Source organism: Lentzea kristufekii (assembly GCF_033949925.1).
In the GTDB taxonomy this organism is placed as follows: Bacteria; Actinomycetota; Actinomycetes; order Mycobacteriales; family Pseudonocardiaceae; genus Lentzea; species Lentzea kristufekii.
On the sequence record NZ_JAXAVV010000033.1, the window covers coordinates 68,082 to 88,012 of the forward strand.

Sequence of the window (19,931 nt, forward strand, 5' to 3'; positions counted from 1 at the left end):
ATTAAAGCGTGCCGGAAATTGGTGTAGACCTTGTCAGCCAGGTGAGCACCTCATTACGGTCCGTGAGAACGCTCTCACAACCCTACGGAGGACCGGGTGCGCTTACTCGGAGTCGTCGTACTGGCCGGCGCACTGCTCACCGCGGGCCAGGCTCATGCCTCTCCACCACCGGCCGCGACACCAGCGCCGACCGTCACGCTGATCACCGGGGACCAGGTCCTCACCGGGCAGCGCGCGATCAGGCCCGCGCCCGGCCGTGAGCGTGTCCTGTTCTCGACGTACACCGTCGCAGGACACGAGTACGTGGTGCCGCACGACGCCATTCCGATGATCGCGGACGGCCGGCTCGACGAGCGCCTCTTCGACGTCACCGAGCTCGCGACGTACGGCGGCACCCTCCCGGTCATCGCCACCTACCCCGAAGGCACTCTCAGCGCGCAGTCCGGTCTCCAGCTGCGCAGCATCAACGGCGTGGCGTTCGACGCGGCCAAGACTCCGCTCATCGGCACACTGTCCGCGTCCGGCGCGAAGAAGATCTGGCTCGACGCCCGGCGCAAGGCGAACCTCGACCGCAGCGTCGCCCAGATCAACGCCCCCGCCGCCTACGCGGCGGGCCTGACCGGCAAGGGCATCACGGTCGCCGTCCTCGACACCGGCGTCGACAACACCCACCCGGACCTCGCGGACCGCGAGATCGGGGAACGCAATTTCTCGAACTCCCCCGACAACGGCGACCACTACGGCCACGGCACGCACGTGGCGTCGATCGTCGCGGGCACCGGGGCGAAGAGCGGTGGCAAGTACCGCGGCGTCGCGCCGGAGGCGAGCATCCTCGACGTGAAGGTGCTGGGAGACAACGGTTCCGGGCAGGACAGCGGGATCATCGCCGGCATGGAGTGGGCGGTCGGGCAGGGCGCCCAGATCATCAACATGAGCCTCGGCGGCTACGACACGCCCGAAGTCGAGCCCCTCGAAGAAGCCGTGAACCGACTCAGCACCGAGAAGGGCGCGCTGTTCGTGATCGCCGCGGGCAACAGCGGACCCAACGCGCGCACGGTCGGCTCACCCGGCACCGCCGACGCGGCGCTGACCGTCGGAGCGGTCGACGACCAGAACGGCATCGCGGAGTTCTCGAGCCGCGGCCCGACGCAGGCAGGCGCGCTCAAGCCAGACCTCACCGCACCCGGCGTCGGCATCGTCGCCGCCCTGCACTCCGACGGCAGGATCGGCGCACCGGTCGCCGACGGCTACACCTCGCTCGACGGCACCTCGATGGCGACCCCGCACGTCGCGGGCGCGGCGGCGCTGCTGCGCCAGCAGCAGCCGGAACTGAACGGTGCCGCCCTCAAGGCGCGGCTCACCGGTACCACCACGCCGACGGAGAAGCTCACGCCGTTCGAACAGGGCTCCGGCCGTGTCGACGTCGCCAAGCTGATCAAGCAGAACGTGACGTCGAACCCGACGAGCATCACCTTCGGCGCCCACCAGTGGCCGCACACCGGCGAACCCGCGCTCACCAGAGAGATCACCTACTCCAACGCGGGGTCCGAAGCCGTCACGCTCGACCTCACCGCGGAGACGAACGGCACCCTGTTCAGCGTCTCCCCCGCCGAGCTCACGGTTCCGGCGGGCGGCACCGCGACGGCCACGGTCACCGCGGACGTCGCCGAGCAGCCCGCGGGTGGCGTGTTCGGCGGCGCGATCGTCGCGAGCGGCCTGCGCACGGCCGTCGTGGCCGACCTGGAGGTGGAGAGCTACGACGTCAAGGTCACCGGTGTCGAACGGTCCGGCGTCACGACGGCGTCGACCTTCGCGTTCCTGATCAACGTCGACACCGGCGCCCGCGTCTGGCCGAACAGCACGACCGGCGTCGCCCGCGTCGCCAAGGGCCGGTACATGCTGACCGGCAGCGTGCTGTCGTCGTCCGGCGCCTGGACCCACGACGTCATCAACTACCCGAACCTGACCGTCTCCGGCGCCACGACGATCAGCCTCGACGCCCGCCAGGCGAAGCCCGTCAAGGTGACGCTGCCGGTCACCGCGCAGCTCTCGTTGCTGCAGACCGGTTTCGAACGCGTCGTCAACGGCACCAGCTACACGATCGGCAACTTCTCGGTCGGCGGTTCCGTCGACCACCTCGGCGTCGCGAGCCTCGGCCCCGACTCGAACGAGGTCACCGGCAAGATCGCCACGTTCTGGACCGCGGGCCCGGACTTCTACGGACTCGCCTGGTACCAGAAGGGATCCGCGCCGAACGGCCTGACGAAGACCGTCGCGAAGAAGGACCTCGCGACGGTCAAGGTCGACATGCCCGCTCTCAAACCGGGCCAGAGCGCGTCGATCGGCCACACCTCCTCACCCGAGGGCCGCGCCGACTGGACCTACGGTTCGCTGGACAACTTCGTTCCCGGCCAGCGCACCGAGTACTACGGCGGCGAGGGCGGTGACTGGTCGCGCCGGTTCAACCTGTTCGACGAGACCGGCAACATCGGCGCGCTCGTCACCCCGCTGCGGCACTACAAGCCGGGCAGGTCGTACGTGGAACCGTTCCACCGCCCGGTGTTCGGCCCGGCGCTCCCCCCGGCCCGCGACATCCCGCACTCGTTCCGCACCGGCGACTTCGTCCGGATCACCGTGCCTCTGTACGGCGACAACGCGGGCAACGAGGGCTACGGCCCCGTGACCGAGGCACGCACGACCCTGTACCGCGACGGCGTGAAGGCAGTCGAGACGGCTGAGCCGGGCTGGGCGATGCTCGACGTCCAGCCTGGCGCCGCGCACTACCGCCTGGAAACGTCCGCCGTGCGGAACAACGCCCTCAGCTCCAAGGTGTTCGGCGTGTGGACGTTCCGCAGTGGCACGACGGCCCGGCAAACGGCACTGCCGTTGTCCGTCATCCGCTTCGCCCCGCAGCTGGACGACGACGGCTACGCCCGCGCCGGCCAGATGCTCTCGGTGCCGATCTCCACGCAGTCGCAGGTGGACTCGGTACGCGTGACGTCCGTCGAGGTCTCCTACGACGGCGGCACGACGTGGAAGCGCACGCAGATCACGGCCAACCGCGTGCTGCTCGCCCACCCGAAGGACGCCAAGTCGGTCTCCTTGCGCGCCAAGGCGTCCGGCAGCGGCCAGACCGTGGAGCAGACGATCGTCAACGCGTACCTGCTCCGCTAGAGAAAGGCGCCCGCGTGCTCCCGAGCCCACGAGGCGAAGGAGCGCGCGGGCCTTCCCAGCACTTCCTCGACGCTCGGCACCACCGTGTACCCCTCGGCGGGCATGTCCCGCTTCCAGCCGAGCAGCACGTCGGCGAACTCCGCGGGCCGCCCCGCCCTGAGCATCTCGTCCCGTGCCTCCGCCTCGGACTGCTCGACGTACCTGATCTCCCGGCCGATCGCCGCGCTGATGGTGGCCACCTGCTCCGGCACGGACAACGCCTCCGGCCCCGTCAACGCGTACGTGCGGCCGCCGTGCCCACCCCTCACGAGCACGGCGGCCGCCACCGCGCCGATGTCGCCTTCGTGCACGAGCGCACTCCGCGCGTACGCGAACGGCTCGCGCACCACCCCCTCCCGGCGCACCGACTCGGCCCAGGCCAGCGAGTTCGACATGAAGTCACCCGGCCGCAACACGGTCCACTCCAGCGGACCGGCCGTCACCGCCTCCTCCATCGGACTCCGGTACCCGTTCCACACCAGCGTGATCCTGCGGACGCCGGCCTTCTCCGCCCGCCGCAGCAGGTCCGGCCCGGTGAGCAGTTCGGCGTAGTCGTCGCCCGCGCTGGCCAGCAGGTGGGCGGCGGTGACGCCCTCGAACGGGATCGTCTCCGGCCTGGTCAGGTCTGCTTCGACGACCTCGACACCGGCCGGGAGCCGTGCCGTCGCCGCGTTCCTGGTGATCGCGCGGACCCGCTGGCCCAGCGCGAGCAGTTCCTGCACCACCTGGGCTCCGGCATTTCCGGTCGCCCCCGCAACGAGAATCGTCATGGCCCGACCGTAGAACCTGTAGTTAACTGGAGATCAAGAGAAGGGGGCGCGGTGCGCGAACTGACCGACGAGATCACCGCCGGCCACAGCCCGCCGCCGGCGAAGGACGCACCCACGGGGGTGAGCATCCCGGGCCGTCACGTCGCCGAGGTCGCGAAGCACCCCGACGGCCGGCTCGCGGTGATCACCTGGTCGTCACCGGAGATCGACCCCGGCCTGCTCAACCCCGCGCTGCACGTCGTGGAGACCGACGGGACCGTCACCGACCTGGGCACGACACCCGCGGACGCCGGTTCGCCGGTGTGGTGGGGCGACGAAGTCTTCTACCTCGCGCTGACACCGCCGCACCTGCAGGGCGGCAACGCCGTCTTCGACCAGCGCCACCACAACCTCACCGAGGGCATGCGCGCCTGCCCGATCGACCTCGTGCAGGACGACGGCAGCGCGCCGGTCATGGTCGTCGCGACCGGACTGGACACCGAGTTCCACCGCCTCGACGGCACCTTCCTCGGCCGTGTGACGGGGTCGCACCTGCCACCCCGCTACCGCGATGTCGACGGCATCGCGTGGGGCACCCAGGAACGTCTCCACTACCGAGCCCGCGACGGACTCGACCTCGACGGTCTCCTGGTGCTCCCCGTCGGCTGGACGGAACGAGACGGACCGTCTCGTCTCGTCACGATCGTCCACGGCGGGCCGTACGACCGGTGGACCGACGACCTGCAGCTGCACTGGGTGCCGTCGGCGCAGTGGTTCGCGCATCAGGGGATCGCGACCTTCCTACCCAACCCGCGGGGAGGGCAGGGCCACGGCCACGAGTTCGCGGCGGCCGTCGCCAAGAAGGTCGGCCAGGAGGAGTGGCACGACATCGAGGCCGGCATCGACCTGCTCGTCGACCAGGGCGTGGCGGACGGGAACCGGCTCGGCATCGCCGGCTGGAGCCACGGCGGGTTCATGGCCGCGTGGGCGACGACCAGGACGGATCGATTCAAGGCCGCGTTGGTGGGGGCGGGCATCTCCGACTGGCCGAAGCTGATCGCCACCGGTGAATGGGGTGCGTTCGAGGCGGCGCTGGGCGACAGCCCCGAACACAGTCCGATCACCTACGCGGATCGGATCTCCACGCCGATGTTGATCGTGCACGGCGCGGAGGACACCAACGTGCCGGTGGAGCAAGCCGAACTCCTGCACGGCGCGGTGAAGCACTCCGAACTCGTCGTCTATCCCGGCGAGGGGCACTCGCTCCGGCAGCGTGAGCACCGGCTGGATCTGCTGAACCGAGCCAGAAGGTTGTTCGCGCCCCTCTGAAAGTTGCGCAAGCCTTACGCAAGCTCAGCAAGCCCACAGCAAGTGCTCGCAAGCCGGAACCATCGCAACTCCATCAATTTCTTGGGCAGGTTCGGGCCCGAACCTCCTGCAACACCGGATGTCCAGCTGCTGGTGGTCGGCCTTGTGCACGTTGCGACACTGGTCGGACACGGGAACGAACACCCGCCTTTCCTACTCAGAGCGCTATGTCGCAAATTTGCGCAATCACGTCGAGATATTGCGGTAATCTGCTAGTCACTTCTACGGTGAGGCGCGCCACACCCCCTCGCGTCCCCACCGAGAAGGGCCAAGCACGCCATGTCACCGACGACACGCGTTCGCTCCCTGCTAGCCCCGTTGACGGCACTGGTCACCGCGGCGGCGACCCTGACCATCGCCCCCGCCGCCCAGGCCGCCCCTGTCAGCCTGGATCTGGCCGAACAGACCCGGATCGACCAGGTCACCCTCAGCGCCCCGAAGAACAGCACCGAGACGTTCGCCGTGCAGACGAGCCTGGACGGCAGAGGCTGGTCGACGCTGGTCGCGGAACGACCACACGACTTCAAGAACGGCAGGGTGACGTTCCAGGTCGATCCGACGCTGGTCCGGCACGTCCGTGCCACCAGGACCACGGCCAAGCTCGAAGTGCGCGAGGCCGCGGTGAGCGCGAACCTCCAGGCGACGTACAGCGCGAGCAGCACCAACCAGAACTACGGGCCGGGCAACGCCGGTGACGGCGACCAGGGCACGTACTGGGAGAGCGCGAACAACGCGTTCCCGCAGTGGATCCAGGCCGATCTGGGCGCCGCCGTGAAGGCCGACCGGGTCGTGCTGAAGCTCCCGACCGGCGGCTGGGGCGCCCGCACCCAGACCCTCGCGGTCCAGGGCGGCACCGACGGCCAGACCTTCACGGACCTCGTCGCCTCCAGGGGTTACGAGTTCACCCCGTCCGCGAACAACACCGTCACCATCGACTTCACCGCCGCCACCACGCGGTACGTGCGGCTGCGGATCACCGCGAACACCGGCTGGCCCGCGGCCCAGCTCAGCGAGTTCGAGGTGCAGGGCCCCACCGGGGGTGACACGCAGGCACCGACCGCACCGGTCAACCTCGCCCTGACCCAGCCGCAGGCCGGACAGATCCGGCTGACCTGGAACGCGAGCACGGACAACACGGGCGTCACCGCCTACGACGTCTACGCCAACGGCACCCTGCGGACCACGGTGACCGGCACGACCTACACCGACAGCCAGCCCGACGGCCTGCGCGTGAGCTACCACGTCATCGCGAAGGACGCGGCCGGCAACCAGTCCCCCGCCAGCAACACCGTGACGCGCGAAGGCGCCACCGGCACGAACCTGGCGCAGGGCAAGCCCGTCACGGCGAACCACAACGTGCACACCTTCGTCGCCGCCAACGCCAACGACGGAAACGTGGGCTCCTACTGGGAGTCCAACGGGTTCCCCGGCACGCTGACCGTCCAACTGGGATCGAACGCGGACGTCAGCTCCGTCGTGGTCAAGCTCAACCCCGACTCGGCCTGGGGCGCCCGCACGCAGAACGTCGAGGTCCTCGGCCGCGAGCAGAACGCCACCGGCTTCACGAGCCTCGTCGCGGGCCGCGACCACCGCTTCGACCCGGCGTCCGGCAACACCGTCACGATCAACGCGTCCGCGCGGGTGGCCGATCTGCAGCTGCGCGTCACGTCCAACACCGGTGCGCCCGGCGCCCAGGTGGCGGAGGTCCAGGTGTTCGGCACCCCTGCCCCGAATCCCGACCTCACCGTCACCACGACGTCGGTCACGCCCGCGAGCCCCGTCGAGACGGACCAGATCACGCTGAACGCCACCGTCCGCAACGCGGGCTCAGCGGCCAGCACCGCCACCGACGTGACGTTCTTCCTCGGCACCACCAGTGTCGGCACGGCCCAGGTCGGTGCCCTCGAGGCAGGCGCGCAGGCCACTGTGAGCACCACGATCGCGGCCCGTCCCTCGGGCAGCTACGAGTACACGGCCAAGGTCGACGAGACCAAGAAGGTCGCGGAGCAGAACGAGACCAACAACTCCCGCATCCACCCGGACCCGCTGGTCGTGACGCCGGTCCCGAGCTCCGACCTGGTGGCCGTGCCGTCGTGGTCGCCGAGCAACCCGGCCGGCGGCCAGACCACCACGTTCAGCGTCGCGATCAAGAACCAGGGCACCATCGCCAGCGCGGCCGGCGCCCACGGCATCACGGTCACGCTGCTGAACAGCAGCGGCCAGACCGTGCGCACGCTGACCGGCAGCCACACCGGCACGATCAACGCGGGTGCGACCACCGCCGCGGTCAACCTCGGCACGTGGCCCGCCGCCGACGGCCGTTACACCGTCCGCACGACCATCGCCAACGATGGCAACGAGATCCCTGCCAAGCAGGGCAACAACACCAGCGAGCAGTCGTTGTTCATCGGCCGCGGTGCCAGCGTTCCGTGGCAGCACGTCGAGGCCGAGGACGCCACCGCCGGCGGCGGCGCGCAGGTCCTCAGTCCGAACAGGACGATCGGCGACCTCGCCGGTGAGGCGTCGGGCCGCCGTGCGGTCACGCTGAACGCCACCGGCCAGTCGGTCGAGTTCACGACGTCCGGCCCCACCAACACCCTCGTCACCCGCTTCTCCATCCCGGACAGCTCCGGTGGCGGCGGCATCACGTCGAACCTCAACGTCTACGTCAACGGCCAGTTCCACAAGGCCGTCGACCTGACGTCGAAGTACATGTGGCAGTACGGCAACGAGGCCGAGCCCGGCAACTCGCCGGGAGCGGGCGGGCCGCGCCACATCTACGACGAGGCGAACGTGATGCTCAACTCGACGTTCCCGGCGGGCACGAAGATCAAGCTGCAGAAGGACGCGGCCAACACCACGAACTACGCGATCGACTTCGTGAACTTCGAACAGGTGACGGCAGCCGGAAACCCCGACGCCGCACACTATGCCGTGCCCGCCGGGTTCACCCACCAGGACGTGCAGAACGCGCTCGACCGCGTCCGGATGGACACGACCGGCACTCTGATCGGCGTCTACCTGCCCGCGGGCACCTACCAGACGGCGCAGAAGTTCAACGTCTACGGCAAGGCGGTCCGGGTCGTCGGCGCGGGACCCTGGTTCACCCGGTTCCAGGCGCCGCTCACGCAGGAGAACACCGACATCGGCTTCAGCGCGCAGTCGTCCGCGAGCGGGTCGACGTTCAGCGGGTTCGCGGTGTTCGGCAACTACACCGCGCGCATCAACGGGCCGGGCAAGGTGTTCGACTTCGCCGGCGTGCAGAACATGACGATCGAGAACATCTGGGTCGAGCACATGATGTGCCTGTTCTGGGGCAACAACGTCGACAACAACGTCATCAGGGACAGCCGCATTCGCGACATGTACGCGGACGGCCTCAACCTGACCAACGGGTCTGCGGGCAACCGGATCGCGAACATCGAGGCCCGGTCGACCGGTGACGACGCGTTCGCGCTGTTCGCCGCCACCGACGGCGGGGGCAGCGGCCAGCAGAACAACGTGTTCGAGAACCTCTCCGTGCTGACCCCGTGGCGCGCGGCCGGTCTCGCGGTCTACGGCGGCAAGCTCAACACGTTCCGCAACATCTACGTGGCGGACACGCTCACCTACTCCGCCGTGACGATCAGCTCGCTCGACTTCGGGTACCCGATGGAGGACTTCGGGCCCGAGCCGACGACGTTCAGCGGGCTCACGCTCGTCCGGTCCGGCGGCCACTTCTGGGGCGCGCAGACGTTCGGCGCGATCTGGATGTTCTCCGCTTCCAAGAAGTACACGGGGATCCGGGTGAACGACGTCGAGATCATCGATCCGACGTACAGCGGAATCATGTTCCAGACGAAGTACAACGGTGCGGCCGAGAACGTCTTCCAGGACACGGTGCTGTCCAACGTGAGCATCTCGGGTGCGCGCAAGAGCGGCGACGCCTTCGACGCCAAGTCCGGCTTCGGCCTGTGGGCCAACGAGATGCCGGAGCAAGGTCAGGGCCCGGCCGTCGGTGAGGTCACGTTCAACGGCCTCAGGTTCAGCAACAACTTCCAGGACATCAGGAACACGACGTCCACCTTCAAGATCAATATCAACTGATTTCCCTGCCGCGAAGGACAATTCAATGAAAAACACGCTATTCAGGCGTGCGGTGAGCGCTGCCCTTGTCAGCGCCCTCGCACTGTTCGGATTGACACCCACGGCAGGAGCCGCGGTCGTCAGGCTGTCCGCGAACCTGACCGCCTCCAGCACCAACGGCCCGTACGGCGCCGGGAACGCCGGTGACGGCAACCAGGGCAGCTACTGGGAGAGCGCGAACGGCGCGTTCCCCCAGTGGATCCAGGCCGACCTGGGCGCCGCGAAGAGCGTCAGCAAGGTCGTGCTGCGCCTGCCCTCGAACTGGGAGCAGCGCACGCAAACGCTTGCCGTGCAAGGAAGTTCCACCGGTTCGCAGTTCAGCGACATCGTCGGTTCCGGCGGGCGGGTCTTCTCCCCCGGCTCGGGCAACACGGTGACGCTGGACTTCCCGGCCACCAGCACCAGGTACGTGCGCGTCACGATCACCGCGAACACCGGCTGGGCCGCCGCCCAGCTCAGCGAGTTCGAGGTGCACGGCGAGTCAGGACCGGTCGACCCTCCGCCTCCCGGGGACAACCTCGCGGCGGGCAAGCCGGTCGAGGAGTCCGGGCACGTGCACACCTACGTGCCGGGCAACGCGGTCGACGGCAACACCGGCACGTACTGGGAGTCCAACGGCCTCCCCGGTCACCTGACCGCGAAGCTGGGCTCGAACGCGGACGTCACCTCGGTCGTCGTCAAGCTCAACCCCGACGGCGCGTGGGGTGCGCGCACGCAGAACTTCGAGGTGCTCGGCCGTGAGGCGAGCGCCACGGCGTTCGGCACTCTGAAGGCACGCGCCGACTACCGGTTCGACCCGGCCACCGGCAACACCGTCACCATCCCGGTGAGCGGCAGGGCCTCGGACGTGCGGCTGCACTTCTACTCCAACACCGGCGCCCCCGGCGGCCAGGTCGCCGAGTTCCAGGTGTTCGGCGCCTCCGCGCCGGCGCCCGACCTGACCGTCACGAACCTGACGTGGACGCCGGCGAGCCCGAGCGAGGCCGACACGATCAGGCTCACCGCGACCGTGCGCAACGGTGGCACCGTGGCGTCCGGCGCGACGACGCTGAACATCACCCTCGGCGGCACCGCCGCGGGCACCGCCCAGGTCGGCGGCCTCGCTCCCGGAGCCACGGCCACCGTCACCGTCGACGCCGGTCGGCGTGGCGCCGGGTCCTACGCGGCCGCGGCCACGGTCGACCCGGCCAACCAGGTCGCGGAGACCAACGAGGGCAACAACACCTTCACCTCCGGCTCTCCCCTGGTCGTCGGCCAGGCACCGGGACCGGACCTGCAGATCACCGGTGTCACGCCGAACCCGTCGTCCCCGGCGGCGGGCCAGCAGGTGACGTTCGCGGTGCAGGTCGCCAACCGCGGCACGTCGGCGGCCGGCGCGTCGGTCACGCGGGTGGCCGTCGGCAGCAGCACGTTGACCGCCAACACCGGAGCGATCAACGCCGGTCAGACCGTCACGGTCAACGTCGGCACCTGGACCGCCACGAACGGCGGCGCCACGGCCACCGCGACGGCGGACGCCACCGGCCAGGTCGCGGAGACCAACGAGACCAACAACACCGCGACGCAGTCCATTGTGGTCGGGCGCGGCGCCTCCGTGCCGTTCACGAGCTACGAGGCGGAAGCGGGCCGTTACCAGGGCACGCTGCTGCAGGCCGATGCGGAGCGCACGTTCGGGCACACCAATTTCGGGTCCGAGTCCTCGGGCCGCAAGTCGGTGCGCCTCGACTCGCAGGGCCAGTTCGTGGAGATCACCTCGACGGTCAGCACCAACTCGATCGTCGTGCGCAACTCGATCCCGGACGCCGCCGCCGGCGGGGGCCAGGAGGCGACGATCAGCCTCTACGCGAACGACCAGTTCGTGCAGAAGCTGACCCTGTCCTCGCGGCACAGCTGGCTCTACGGCACGACCGACGACCCCGAAGGCCTCACGAACCGTCCGGGTGGCGACGCCCGCAGGCTGTTCGACGAGACCTCCCAGCTGCTGGCCTCCAGCTACCCGGCGGGCACGAAGTTCAAGCTGCAGCGCGATTCCGGTGACAGCGCCCAGTTCTACGTCCTCGACCTGATCGACCTGGAGCAGGTCGCGCCGGCCGCGCAGAAGCCCGCGGACTGCGTCTCCATCACGCAGTACGGTGCCACGCCGAACGACCAGACCGACGACGCCGACGCGATCCAGCGCGCGGTCACGGCCGACCAGACCGGCCAGATCCCGTGCGTCTGGATCCCGGAGGGCAGGTTCCGCCAGGAGAAGAAGATCCTGACCCAGTCCGGCAGCGGCGGCCACAACCAGGTCGGCATCCGCAACGCCACCATCCGCGGCGCGGGCATGTGGCACTCGCAGCTGTTCAGCCTGATCCAGCCGCAGGACGCGGGCACGATCAACCACCCGCACGAGGGCAACTTCGGGTTCGACATCGACGACAACACGCAGATCTCCGACATCGCGATCTTCGGCTCCGGCCGGATCCGCGGCGGTGACGGCAACGCGGAGGGCGGCGTCGGCCTCAACGGCCGGTTCGGCAAGAACACCAGGATCACCAACGTGTGGATCGAGCACGCCAACGTCGGTGTCTGGGTGGGCCGCGACTACAGCAACCTGCCCGAGCTCTGGAACCCCGGTGACGGCCTGCAGTTCAGCGGGATGCGCATCCGCGACACGTACGCCGACGGCATCAACTTCACCAACGGCACGCGCAACTCCACGGTGTTCAACTCGTCGTTCCGCACCACGGGCGACGACGCACTCGCGGTGTGGGCGTCGAAGTACGTGAAGGACCAGAACCTGGATGCCGGCAACGGCAACGCGTTCCTCAACAACACGATCGCACTCCCGTGGCGTGCCAACGGAATCGCGATCTACGGTGGTTCGAACAACCGCGCGGAGAACAACATCATCTCCGACACGGCGAACTACCCCGGCATCATGCTGGCGACCGACCACGACCCGCTGCCGTTCGGCGGGACGACGACGCTCGCCAACAACGCCCTGCACCGCACGGGCGGCGCGTTCTGGGGTGAGGCGCAGGAGTTCGGCGCCATCACGCTGTTCTCGCAGAACCTGCCGATCCCCGGTGTCGTCATCCGCGACACCGAGATCCTGGACTCCACCTACGACGGGATCCAGTTCAAGGGCGGTGGCAGCGGAATGCCGGACGTGCAGATCACCAACGTCCGCATCGACAGGTCGAACAACGGCTCCGGCATCCTCGCGATGGCCCAGGCCCGCGGCTCGGCGCGCCTGACGAACGTCACGATCACCAACTCGAGGGACGGCGACATCTCCATCGAGCCGGGTTCGCAGTTCGTCATCAACTAGGTCACATTTGAAACCACCTCCGATCGGGTATGCCCCGGTCGGAGGTGGTCTCATGTCCACGGTCGTGGTGGGTTTCGACGGTTCCGGCCTGGCCAGGCAAGCGGTGTTCTTCGGCGCCGAGGAGGCTTCCCGCCGGGGCGCGGCTCTACAGGTCGTCCACGCCGTGCGCGCTCCCCTGCCGGAGCCCGTCTTCACGCCGATGTCCATCCCGGTGCCGGAGTTCGTCACCGAGGAGACGATGTCCAGGGCAGCCGCGGACCACCTCACCGAGCTCGCGGCCGAGATCAGGCAGAACTGGCCGGACCTCGCAGTGGCCGCGCACGTGCGCATCGGCCGCCCTGTCGACGTTCTCGCCACCGAACCCGGCGACCTGCTCGTGCTCGGCTCGTCCGGCCGCACGGGCATCGCGGAGATGTTCCTGGGCTCCACCGCCGTCGAGCTCGTGTCCACCGGCGGGCGCCCCGTGATCGTGACCCGCTCCGGCCCCCGTGACGGCCGCGTGGTCGTCGGCGTCGACGGCTCCGAGACCTCGACGGACGCGATCGCGTTCGCCTTCGAGCACGCCGCCCGCCACGGTCGTGAGCTGCTCGCCGTCCACGCGTGGAACGACGTCGGCTGGGCCGAACTGCCCGAGCAGGACTTCGACCACGTCCGCGTCGACCTGGCCAAGGTGCTGGACGAGCACCTGGCACCCCACGCCGCGCGGTGGCCTGATGTCCACGTGGCACAAGAGGTCGCGTTCGACGCTCCCGCCCGCGCGTTGCTCCAGGCGGCCGATGGCGCGGCCCTGATCGCGGTCGGCAGTCACGGCCGTGGCGCGATGAGGCGTGCAATTCTGGGTTCAGTAAGCCACGCTGTGCTCCACCACGCGCCGTGCCCGGTCGCCGTGGTTCATCGGAGGTGACGTGACATGCGCCGGTTAGCGGCCGCGCTGCTGTGCCTGGTGCTGGCGTCGTGCGGCCAAGTGCCGCCGCCACAGGTGCCTGCGTCGAGCACTCCCACCACCGACACGTCCACACCGAGCGTTCCCGCGCCGTTGCCGCCCACGTCGACTTCGCTGTCGGCCGCGACCACGCCGCCTCCGCTGCCCACGCCGTCGCGGGCGCTGGAGCCGGGCGTGACGACGCTGCGAGGCACCGTCTCGGGCGGCGTCGAGTCCGGCTGCACGCTCCTGACCAGCGGTGGTCAGCAGTACCTGCTGCTCGGCGCCGACCCCGCGATCGCGGTGGCAGGCGCCGTGGTGGAGGTGACCGGGCGGGCTGATCCCGGTGGGATGACCACGTGCCAGCAGGGCACGCCGTTCCACGTCACCAGCACCCGGCGCGGCTGACTCCACCCGTTCGGGCCACGCTGCGCTGAGCCGATCGGCGGATGATGGGCCGGTGGAGAGCGGAGAGCCGGACAGGCGGCTTGAACTGGTGTTCTCGGAGTCCCTGCGGGCGCTGAGCTACCAGCAGGGCGTGCTCGACAACCTCCGCTCGCGGGTCACGCTGCTGACCGCGGGCGCGGCTCTCGTCAGCTCCTCGTTCGTGGGCACGGCGTTGCAGGCCCCTCGCTGGGGCGCGGCCACGGTCGTCGCGATCACCGCGATGACCGGCGTCCTCGTCCTCGCGCTGGTGATCTGCGCGCCGGTCTGGCGGTGGACGTTCCTGTCCAGCGCGTCACGGCTGCTGGCCGCGGTCGACCGCGGGCACGACCTCGACTCGATGCGACGGCATCTCGCGGCCGACTTCGAACAGTGGCTCGACGCCAACGAGAAGAAGCTCCGCAAGCTGCAGTGGTGCTTCGTGGCCGGCCTCGTGCTCCTGCTCGTCGAGGTGTCGGCGTGGTGTGTGCAGCTCGCCCAGTCGAAGGGGTGGCCGTGATGGCCGAGAAACCCGATGAAACAAGTGGTTCCGCCGAGATCGGCCCGGCGCCGTGGCCGCCGGTGGGCCGAAGCATGATCAATTACAACGCCCCGGCAGCCCCCGCCCAGGCGGCTCCCGTCCAGGCCCCCGTCCAGGCTGCCCCCAGCCCGGCGACCGGCCAGTTCCCCGCCCCGATGGGCAGCACGCCCTACGAGGACGTGCCGTCCGGTGCGCGGTGGCCCCGGGTCGTGCTCGTGCTGACCGGGCTGGTACTGCTCGTCGCGGCGACGGCGGTGCTGGTGGTGCTCGTGGCCCTGCCGTGGTTCTCCTGACACCGTTCGGCCCCGCTCCACTCGGGGAACGGGGCCGGGAACCGGTGCCTACTTCTCGAGCGCCTCGCGGAGGAACGCGACGGCCTGGTTGATCGCGGCCTCGGCGGCGTGCGTGCCGCGCAACGCGTTCAGCATCACGAAGTCGTGGATCGCACCCGCGTACCGGACGGCGGTGACGGGCACGCCGGCCTCGCGCAGCTTGTCGGCGTAGGCCTCGCCCTCGTCGCGCAGCACGTCGGCCTCGGCGGTGATCACGAGTGCCCGGGGCAGGCCGGCGAGCTGCTCCCTGGTGGCGCGCAACGGGGACGCGGTGATCTCGGCGCGCTCGACCGGGTTCGTCGTGTACTGGTCCCAGAACCACTGCATGCCGTCCCGGCGCAGGAAGTAGCCCTCGGCGAACTGCAGGTACGAGTCGGTGTCGAAGGACGCGTCGGTCACCGGGTAGAAGAGCACCTGGGCCTTCAAGGCGATGTCGCCGCGTTCCTTGGCCTGCAACGTCAGCGCGGCGGCCATGTTGCCACCGACCGAGTCACCGGCCACCGCGACGCGGGTCACGTCGAGGCCGTAAGCGGCGCCGTTGCTCTGGATCCACTGCGCGGTGGCGTAGTTCTGGTTGATCGCGACCGGGTAGCGGGCCTCGGGCGACAGCGAGTAGTCGGGGACGACGACCGCGGCCCCGGCGCCGACGGCGAGCTCGCGGACCAGGCGGTCGTGGGTGTGGGCGTTGCCGAAGACCCAGCCGGCGCCGTGGATGTAGAGGATGACCGGGAGGTCACCGGTGGCCCCCGCCGGCTTGACCACGCGGACCTTGAAGCCGTCCAGCTCGACCCACTGCTCGTCGATCTCGGGCTTGTCCACCGGGCCCGACTGCACCTCGTCGACGGCCTTGCGGCCCTCCTCGGGGGCGATCTCGAACAGGAACGGCGGCGTGGCGGTGGCGGCGGCGAACTCGGCGGCGGCGGGTTCGAGAACGGGGCGCTTCATGGCTTCCTCCTGGCGTTCCGGGGTGATGCCATAAAGCTAGTGCGCGATTAAATCGTGCACAACGTAATCACGGCCTCATCGAACCGGGGAATAACTTGATGAGGGGAGCTTTCATCAACGAGGTTGATGAAAGCTCCCCTCATCAAGTTCAGGTCAGCCGACGGTGAAGCCCGCCGTGGCGCCGGTGAAGCCGGTGATCTTGCCGGTCCAGCCGCTCTTCTCGTCTCCGTGGTGCACGATCCGGTAGGTGCCGGCGGGGGTGTCCGCCGGGATCTGCCAGGTGATCGTGGCGTTGGAGAAGGCGATGCCGACCCGTTCCCACTTGTAGCGCGTCGACCAGTCGCCGTCGTCGGCGACGCGCGTCCACTGGCCGTTCACCTGCCGCTGCACCTCGAGGAAGGTGTGGTTGCGGTGCAGGTTGTTCTTCGGGTGGCCGGTGACGAACACCGACGTGACTGTCTCGCCGCGACCGTAGGACGCCTTGGGCGCGATCAGGACGTCGCCGTACTTCTTGTCGGCGGGCTTGTCGTCGAGCACGACACCGGTCTGCAGGTTGATGTCGGTGAACGGCGGCTTGCCGGGGTTCGGGCCGGCGGGCAGGGTGGTCCCCGCCCTCATCGACGCGGCGAGCTTGGCGAACTCCTGCTGGTAGGCCGGGGTCGTGTTGCGGCCGAACAGGGTGGAGCCGCCCTCGTACTGCTGCGAGTCGTACTCCTCCGGCGTGGTGACGTACTGGCTGTAGTCGTTGGCATAGCCCTGGATCAGCACGTTCTGCAGCGGCACACCGGCCTCGGCGGCCACCGCCTTGCGGATGCGCAGGCCCGCGGTGATCGTGACCTCACCGGGCACCGCGACGAGGTGGAACTGTCCGATGCGGACGATCTGCAGCGGCACGATGTTCGGCGTGGCACCGATCAGACCCGTCGGCACCAGGGAGGCCTTGGGGAACTGGCAGTCCCGCAGCCACTGCGGAACCTCCATCTGCAACGGCTCGAAGAGCTTCTTCCACGGCGACTGCATGCCCTCGGAGAAGCCGGGGATCGCCGGGCCGTCCTCGATGCTGCCCGCGATCGTGGACGCGCCGACGACTCCCGAGCAGGTGGTGCCGGGCTGGCCGGTGGAGGTGTAGCGGCCCTCGACCTGCACGGTCGACATGTCCACGAACCGCATCCGCGAGTCGACACCGCCCGAGATCGCGGACTGCGGGCCGCGGTAGATCTCCTGCGCCTTGCGGTTCTGGCGCTCGCCGATGATCCGGGCGTTCTCCCACTCGTTCTCGGTGGGGCCGGAACCGGGCTTCAGGTTGAGGTTCGGCGACATGTCGCCCGCGTTGGTGTTCGGGAACGCCGCCACGAAGTCCGCCGTGTCGTCCAGGTACCGCACGCCTTCGTCGTCGTGCTCCCACTGGTACGCCGCGTAGCCCTTGTTGTCCGGGCTGATCAGCGTGTTGGCGTTGGTGATCGACGTGTTGTGCGTGGCGAACCAGCTGATCGCGCCGACGTTCTCGGTGCCCTGCTTGAACTTCAGCACGGTCATCTGCGGGTCGATGCCGGCCGGGAAGGCGCCCTTGTCGGGGTTGCGGTCGAACGCGACGCGCGAGCGGTTGACCGATGCGTTCGTGAGCTCGCCGATGCCGAGGCTGATCGAACCGGGCTTGACGTCCTCGTGCGCCTCGACGACCGACTCGACGATGCCGTCGACCACGGCGGCCAGCGCCTGCGGCTGCATGCCGAGGATCGACAGGTTGTAGGCGAGGTTGTGCGACTGCCCGCCGGGGCCGCTGTGCGTGTGCGTGGCGGAGAGCAGCAGGTTGTCGCGCGTGTAGGTGCTGCCGTACTTCGCCTGCAGCTTGGTGAGCACGCCCTCCTGAACCGCGCGGAAGATCATCGCGAGGTCGGCGTTGACGTACGCGACGCGCTTGGTCGTGGCGCGGTCGACCACGACGTAGGCCCGCGACCGCAGCCGCTGGTGGATGCCCGTCGTCTTCTGGTCGAACTTGGAGTAGCCCATCATGCCGTTCTCGGCGGCCGGGCCGGTGACGTCGGAGATGCCCCGGCCCACCAGGTACGGCTCGGGTTCGGCCCACGCGAACGGGCCGCTGACCAGCGCCGCACCGACGAGTGCGGCGACCACCGTCAAGACTTTTGTCCGCATGAGCACCCCGCTAAGTGAATTGGATTCACATTTCGGGTTTGACGGTAGGTGATCCAGACCACTTCGAGCAAGTCACCGCGAGTGCGTTGGCGGTGACCACGAGCAAGATTCCAGCCCAGTGGTGGAGGTCGAGCTTCTCCCCCAGCACCACGAGCCCCGCCAGTGCCGCCAGCACCGGGTGCACGCTCATCGCCAGCCCGAACAGGCGCGCGGGCACCTTCCTCAGCGCGATCACGTCGACGGCGTAGGGCACGACGCTGCAGAACACGCCCGCGCCGACCGCGTACAGGATCGACATCCCGGTCAGCTTCCCGTGCAGCACCAGCAGCACCGCGACGGGGACGTAGAGCGTCGCCGACATCGCGGTCGCGACGGCGGGCGCCTGCAGACCGGGCAGCCGCGCGCCGACCAGGCGGTTGAGCAGGATGTACGCGGCCCAGCACCCCGCGGCGAGCAGGCCCAGCCCGACGCCCAGGTAGTCGCTGCTGGGGCCCGGCAACACCAGCACGTACACGCCGACGGCCGCGATCAGCACGAACAGGAAGTCCTGCCGCGTGCGTGAGCCGGCCAGCGCGACACCGAGCGGCCCGAGCACCTCCAGCGTGACGGCGAGGCCGAGGCCGATGCGGTCGATCGCCATGTAGAGGCTGAGGTTCATCGTGGCGAACACGAGACCGAGCGCGATCGTCGGCCACCACTGCGCCCAGGTGAACCTTCGCAGGTTCGGCCGGGCCATCGGGAGCAGCACCGCGGCGGCCACGAACTGGCGCACCGCCACGACACCGGCCGGGCCGATGGTGGCGAACGCGTGCGCGCCCACGGCGGCGCCGATCTGGTTGCTGGCCGCGCTCGCGGTCATCGTGGCGAATCCGCCGAGGCTCTTCATGCCGCCCAGCCTGCGGTCCCGACTTTGATGCGGGAAATGCATCAGCCGCGTCAGCTATACGCTGCACGTATGGATCTGCGGCACCTGCGGGCGTTCGTGGCGGTGGTCGACGCCGGCACGTTCACCGACGCGGCGAAGGAACTCGACTTGACCCAGGCGTCGGTGTCCCGTTCGGTCGCCGCACTGGAGACCGCGCTCGGCGTGCGGCTGCTGCAACGCTCCACCCGGCACGTCGCGCTCACCGCCGTGGGCACCCAGGTGCTCGACGGCGCCCGGCGCGTGCTGGACGAGGTCGCCCACCTGCACCGGATCGCCTCGCAGTCGCTGACCGAACTGCGCATCGGCTACGCCTGGTCGGCGCTCGGCAAGCACACCCGGCGCGTGCAGAAGGCCTGGGCCGCAACGCATCCGGGGTTGCCGCTGGTGTTCGTGCAGTCGAACTCGCTGACGGCCGGGCTCGCCGAGGGCATGGCCGACGTGGCGGTCGTGCGCAGGGCACTCGACGACGCGCGGTTCGAGACGGCGCTGCTCGGCACCGAGCGCCGCTACGGCGTGGTCGCGACGGACAACCCGTTGGCGCGCAAGCGTTCGCTGAAGCTCGCCGACCTCGCCCGCTACTCGCTGGCGGTGGACGACCGGACCGGGACGACCACCCTGGACCTGTGGCAGCCCGGCAAGGCGCCCGCCGTCGTGCGCAACACCCACAGCGTCGACGAGTGGCTGACGCTGATCGCCGCCGGGCAGGCCGTCGGCATGACCTCGGAGGCGACCGCGAGCCTGAACCCCCGCCCCGGCGTGGCCTACCGGGCCGTGGTGGACGCGCCGCCGATCGCGGTGTGGCTGGCGTGGTGGAAGGACCAGCCGCCCCGCCACCTGACCGATCTGATCACGCTGGCGTGCGACGCCTATCGCGCGGTGTGAGGAATCGCCGCCGGACAAGGGGAATGAGTGGAAGGT

General features: G+C 69.4%; 13 protein-coding genes. 9 read left to right on the forward strand and 4 right to left on the reverse strand.

What is annotated here, in order from left to right:
• The first annotated feature begins 96 nt into the window (after positions 1 to 96).
• Entirely contained in the window at positions 97 to 3,174 is a 3,078-nt protein-coding gene (locus SK571_RS41450; protein WP_319989597.1) for a S8 family peptidase, read from the forward strand.
• On the opposite strand, the gene SK571_RS41455 is transcribed toward SK571_RS41450, so the two are convergent.
• Positions 3,171 to 3,983 (reverse strand): NmrA family NAD(P)-binding protein, encoded by an 813-nt coding sequence (locus SK571_RS41455; protein WP_319989598.1) that lies wholly within the window; start codon positions 3,981 to 3,983, stop codon positions 3,171 to 3,173. The two genes, SK571_RS41450 and SK571_RS41455, sit on opposite strands and share 4 nt — an antisense overlap.
• 51 nt (positions 3,984 to 4,034) lie before the next feature.
• On the opposite strand from SK571_RS41455, the gene SK571_RS41460 reads away from it, so the two are divergent.
• The 7 genes from SK571_RS41460 (at position 4,035) to SK571_RS41490 (ending at position 14,950) form a co-directional block, all read left to right on the forward strand.
• The gene (locus SK571_RS41460; RefSeq protein WP_319989599.1) at positions 4,035 to 5,291 is read left to right on the forward strand and encodes an alpha/beta hydrolase family protein; all 1,257 of its coding nucleotides are present in this window, start codon (positions 4,035 to 4,037) and stop codon (positions 5,289 to 5,291) included.
• Between the two features lie 357 nt (positions 5,292 to 5,648).
• Positions 5,649 to 9,416, forward strand: a complete 3,768-nt coding sequence (locus SK571_RS41465) for a galactose-binding domain-containing protein (protein ID WP_319989600.1) — start codon at positions 5,649 to 5,651, stop codon at positions 9,414 to 9,416.
• A 52-nt stretch (positions 9,417 to 9,468) separates the two neighbouring features.
• Complete coding sequence (locus SK571_RS41470) at positions 9,469 to 12,771, forward strand: CARDB domain-containing protein (protein ID WP_319989601.1); 3,303 nt, start codon at positions 9,469 to 9,471, stop codon at positions 12,769 to 12,771.
• Between the two features lie 52 nt (positions 12,772 to 12,823).
• Positions 12,824 to 13,675, forward strand: a complete 852-nt coding sequence (locus SK571_RS41475; RefSeq protein WP_319989602.1) for a universal stress protein — start codon at positions 12,824 to 12,826, stop codon at positions 13,673 to 13,675.
• Between the two features lie 6 nt (positions 13,676 to 13,681).
• Positions 13,682 to 14,101 carry a hypothetical protein gene (locus tag SK571_RS41480; RefSeq protein ID WP_319989603.1) on the forward strand — a complete coding sequence of 140 codons (420 nt, stop codon included), beginning with the start codon at positions 13,682 to 13,684 and terminating at the stop codon, positions 14,099 to 14,101.
• Positions 14,102 to 14,153: 52 nt separating this feature from the next.
• Positions 14,154 to 14,636 (forward strand): hypothetical protein, encoded by a 483-nt coding sequence (locus tag SK571_RS41485; protein WP_319989604.1) that lies wholly within the window; start codon positions 14,154 to 14,156, stop codon positions 14,634 to 14,636.
• Positions 14,636 to 14,950, forward strand: coding sequence for a hypothetical protein (locus SK571_RS41490; protein ID WP_319989605.1), 315 nt, complete (start codon positions 14,636 to 14,638; stop codon positions 14,948 to 14,950). The genes SK571_RS41485 and SK571_RS41490 overlap by 1 nt, the downstream gene beginning before the upstream one ends.
• A gap of 48 nt (positions 14,951 to 14,998) precedes the next feature.
• Here SK571_RS41490 and SK571_RS41495 read toward each other — a convergent pair whose 3' ends face one another.
• From SK571_RS41495 to SK571_RS41505, 3 genes are all read right to left on the reverse strand, one after another.
• Positions 14,999 to 15,934 carry an alpha/beta hydrolase gene (locus SK571_RS41495; protein ID WP_319989606.1) on the reverse strand — a complete coding sequence of 312 codons (936 nt, stop codon included), beginning with the start codon at positions 15,932 to 15,934 and terminating at the stop codon, positions 14,999 to 15,001.
• Positions 15,935 to 16,087: 153 nt separating this feature from the next.
• Entirely contained in the window at positions 16,088 to 18,088 is a 2,001-nt protein-coding gene (locus SK571_RS41500) for a neutral/alkaline ceramidase (protein WP_319989607.1), read from the reverse strand.
• Positions 18,089 to 18,113: 25 nt separating this feature from the next.
• Positions 18,114 to 18,974, reverse strand: coding sequence for an EamA family transporter (locus SK571_RS41505; RefSeq protein WP_319989608.1), 861 nt, complete (start codon positions 18,972 to 18,974; stop codon positions 18,114 to 18,116).
• 69 nt (positions 18,975 to 19,043) lie between these two features.
• Between SK571_RS41505 and SK571_RS41510 the strand changes: the two genes are divergently transcribed.
• Positions 19,044 to 19,895, forward strand: coding sequence for a LysR family transcriptional regulator (locus tag SK571_RS41510; protein ID WP_319989609.1), 852 nt, complete (start codon positions 19,044 to 19,046; stop codon positions 19,893 to 19,895).
• Positions 19,896 to 19,931 lie beyond the last annotated feature (36 nt).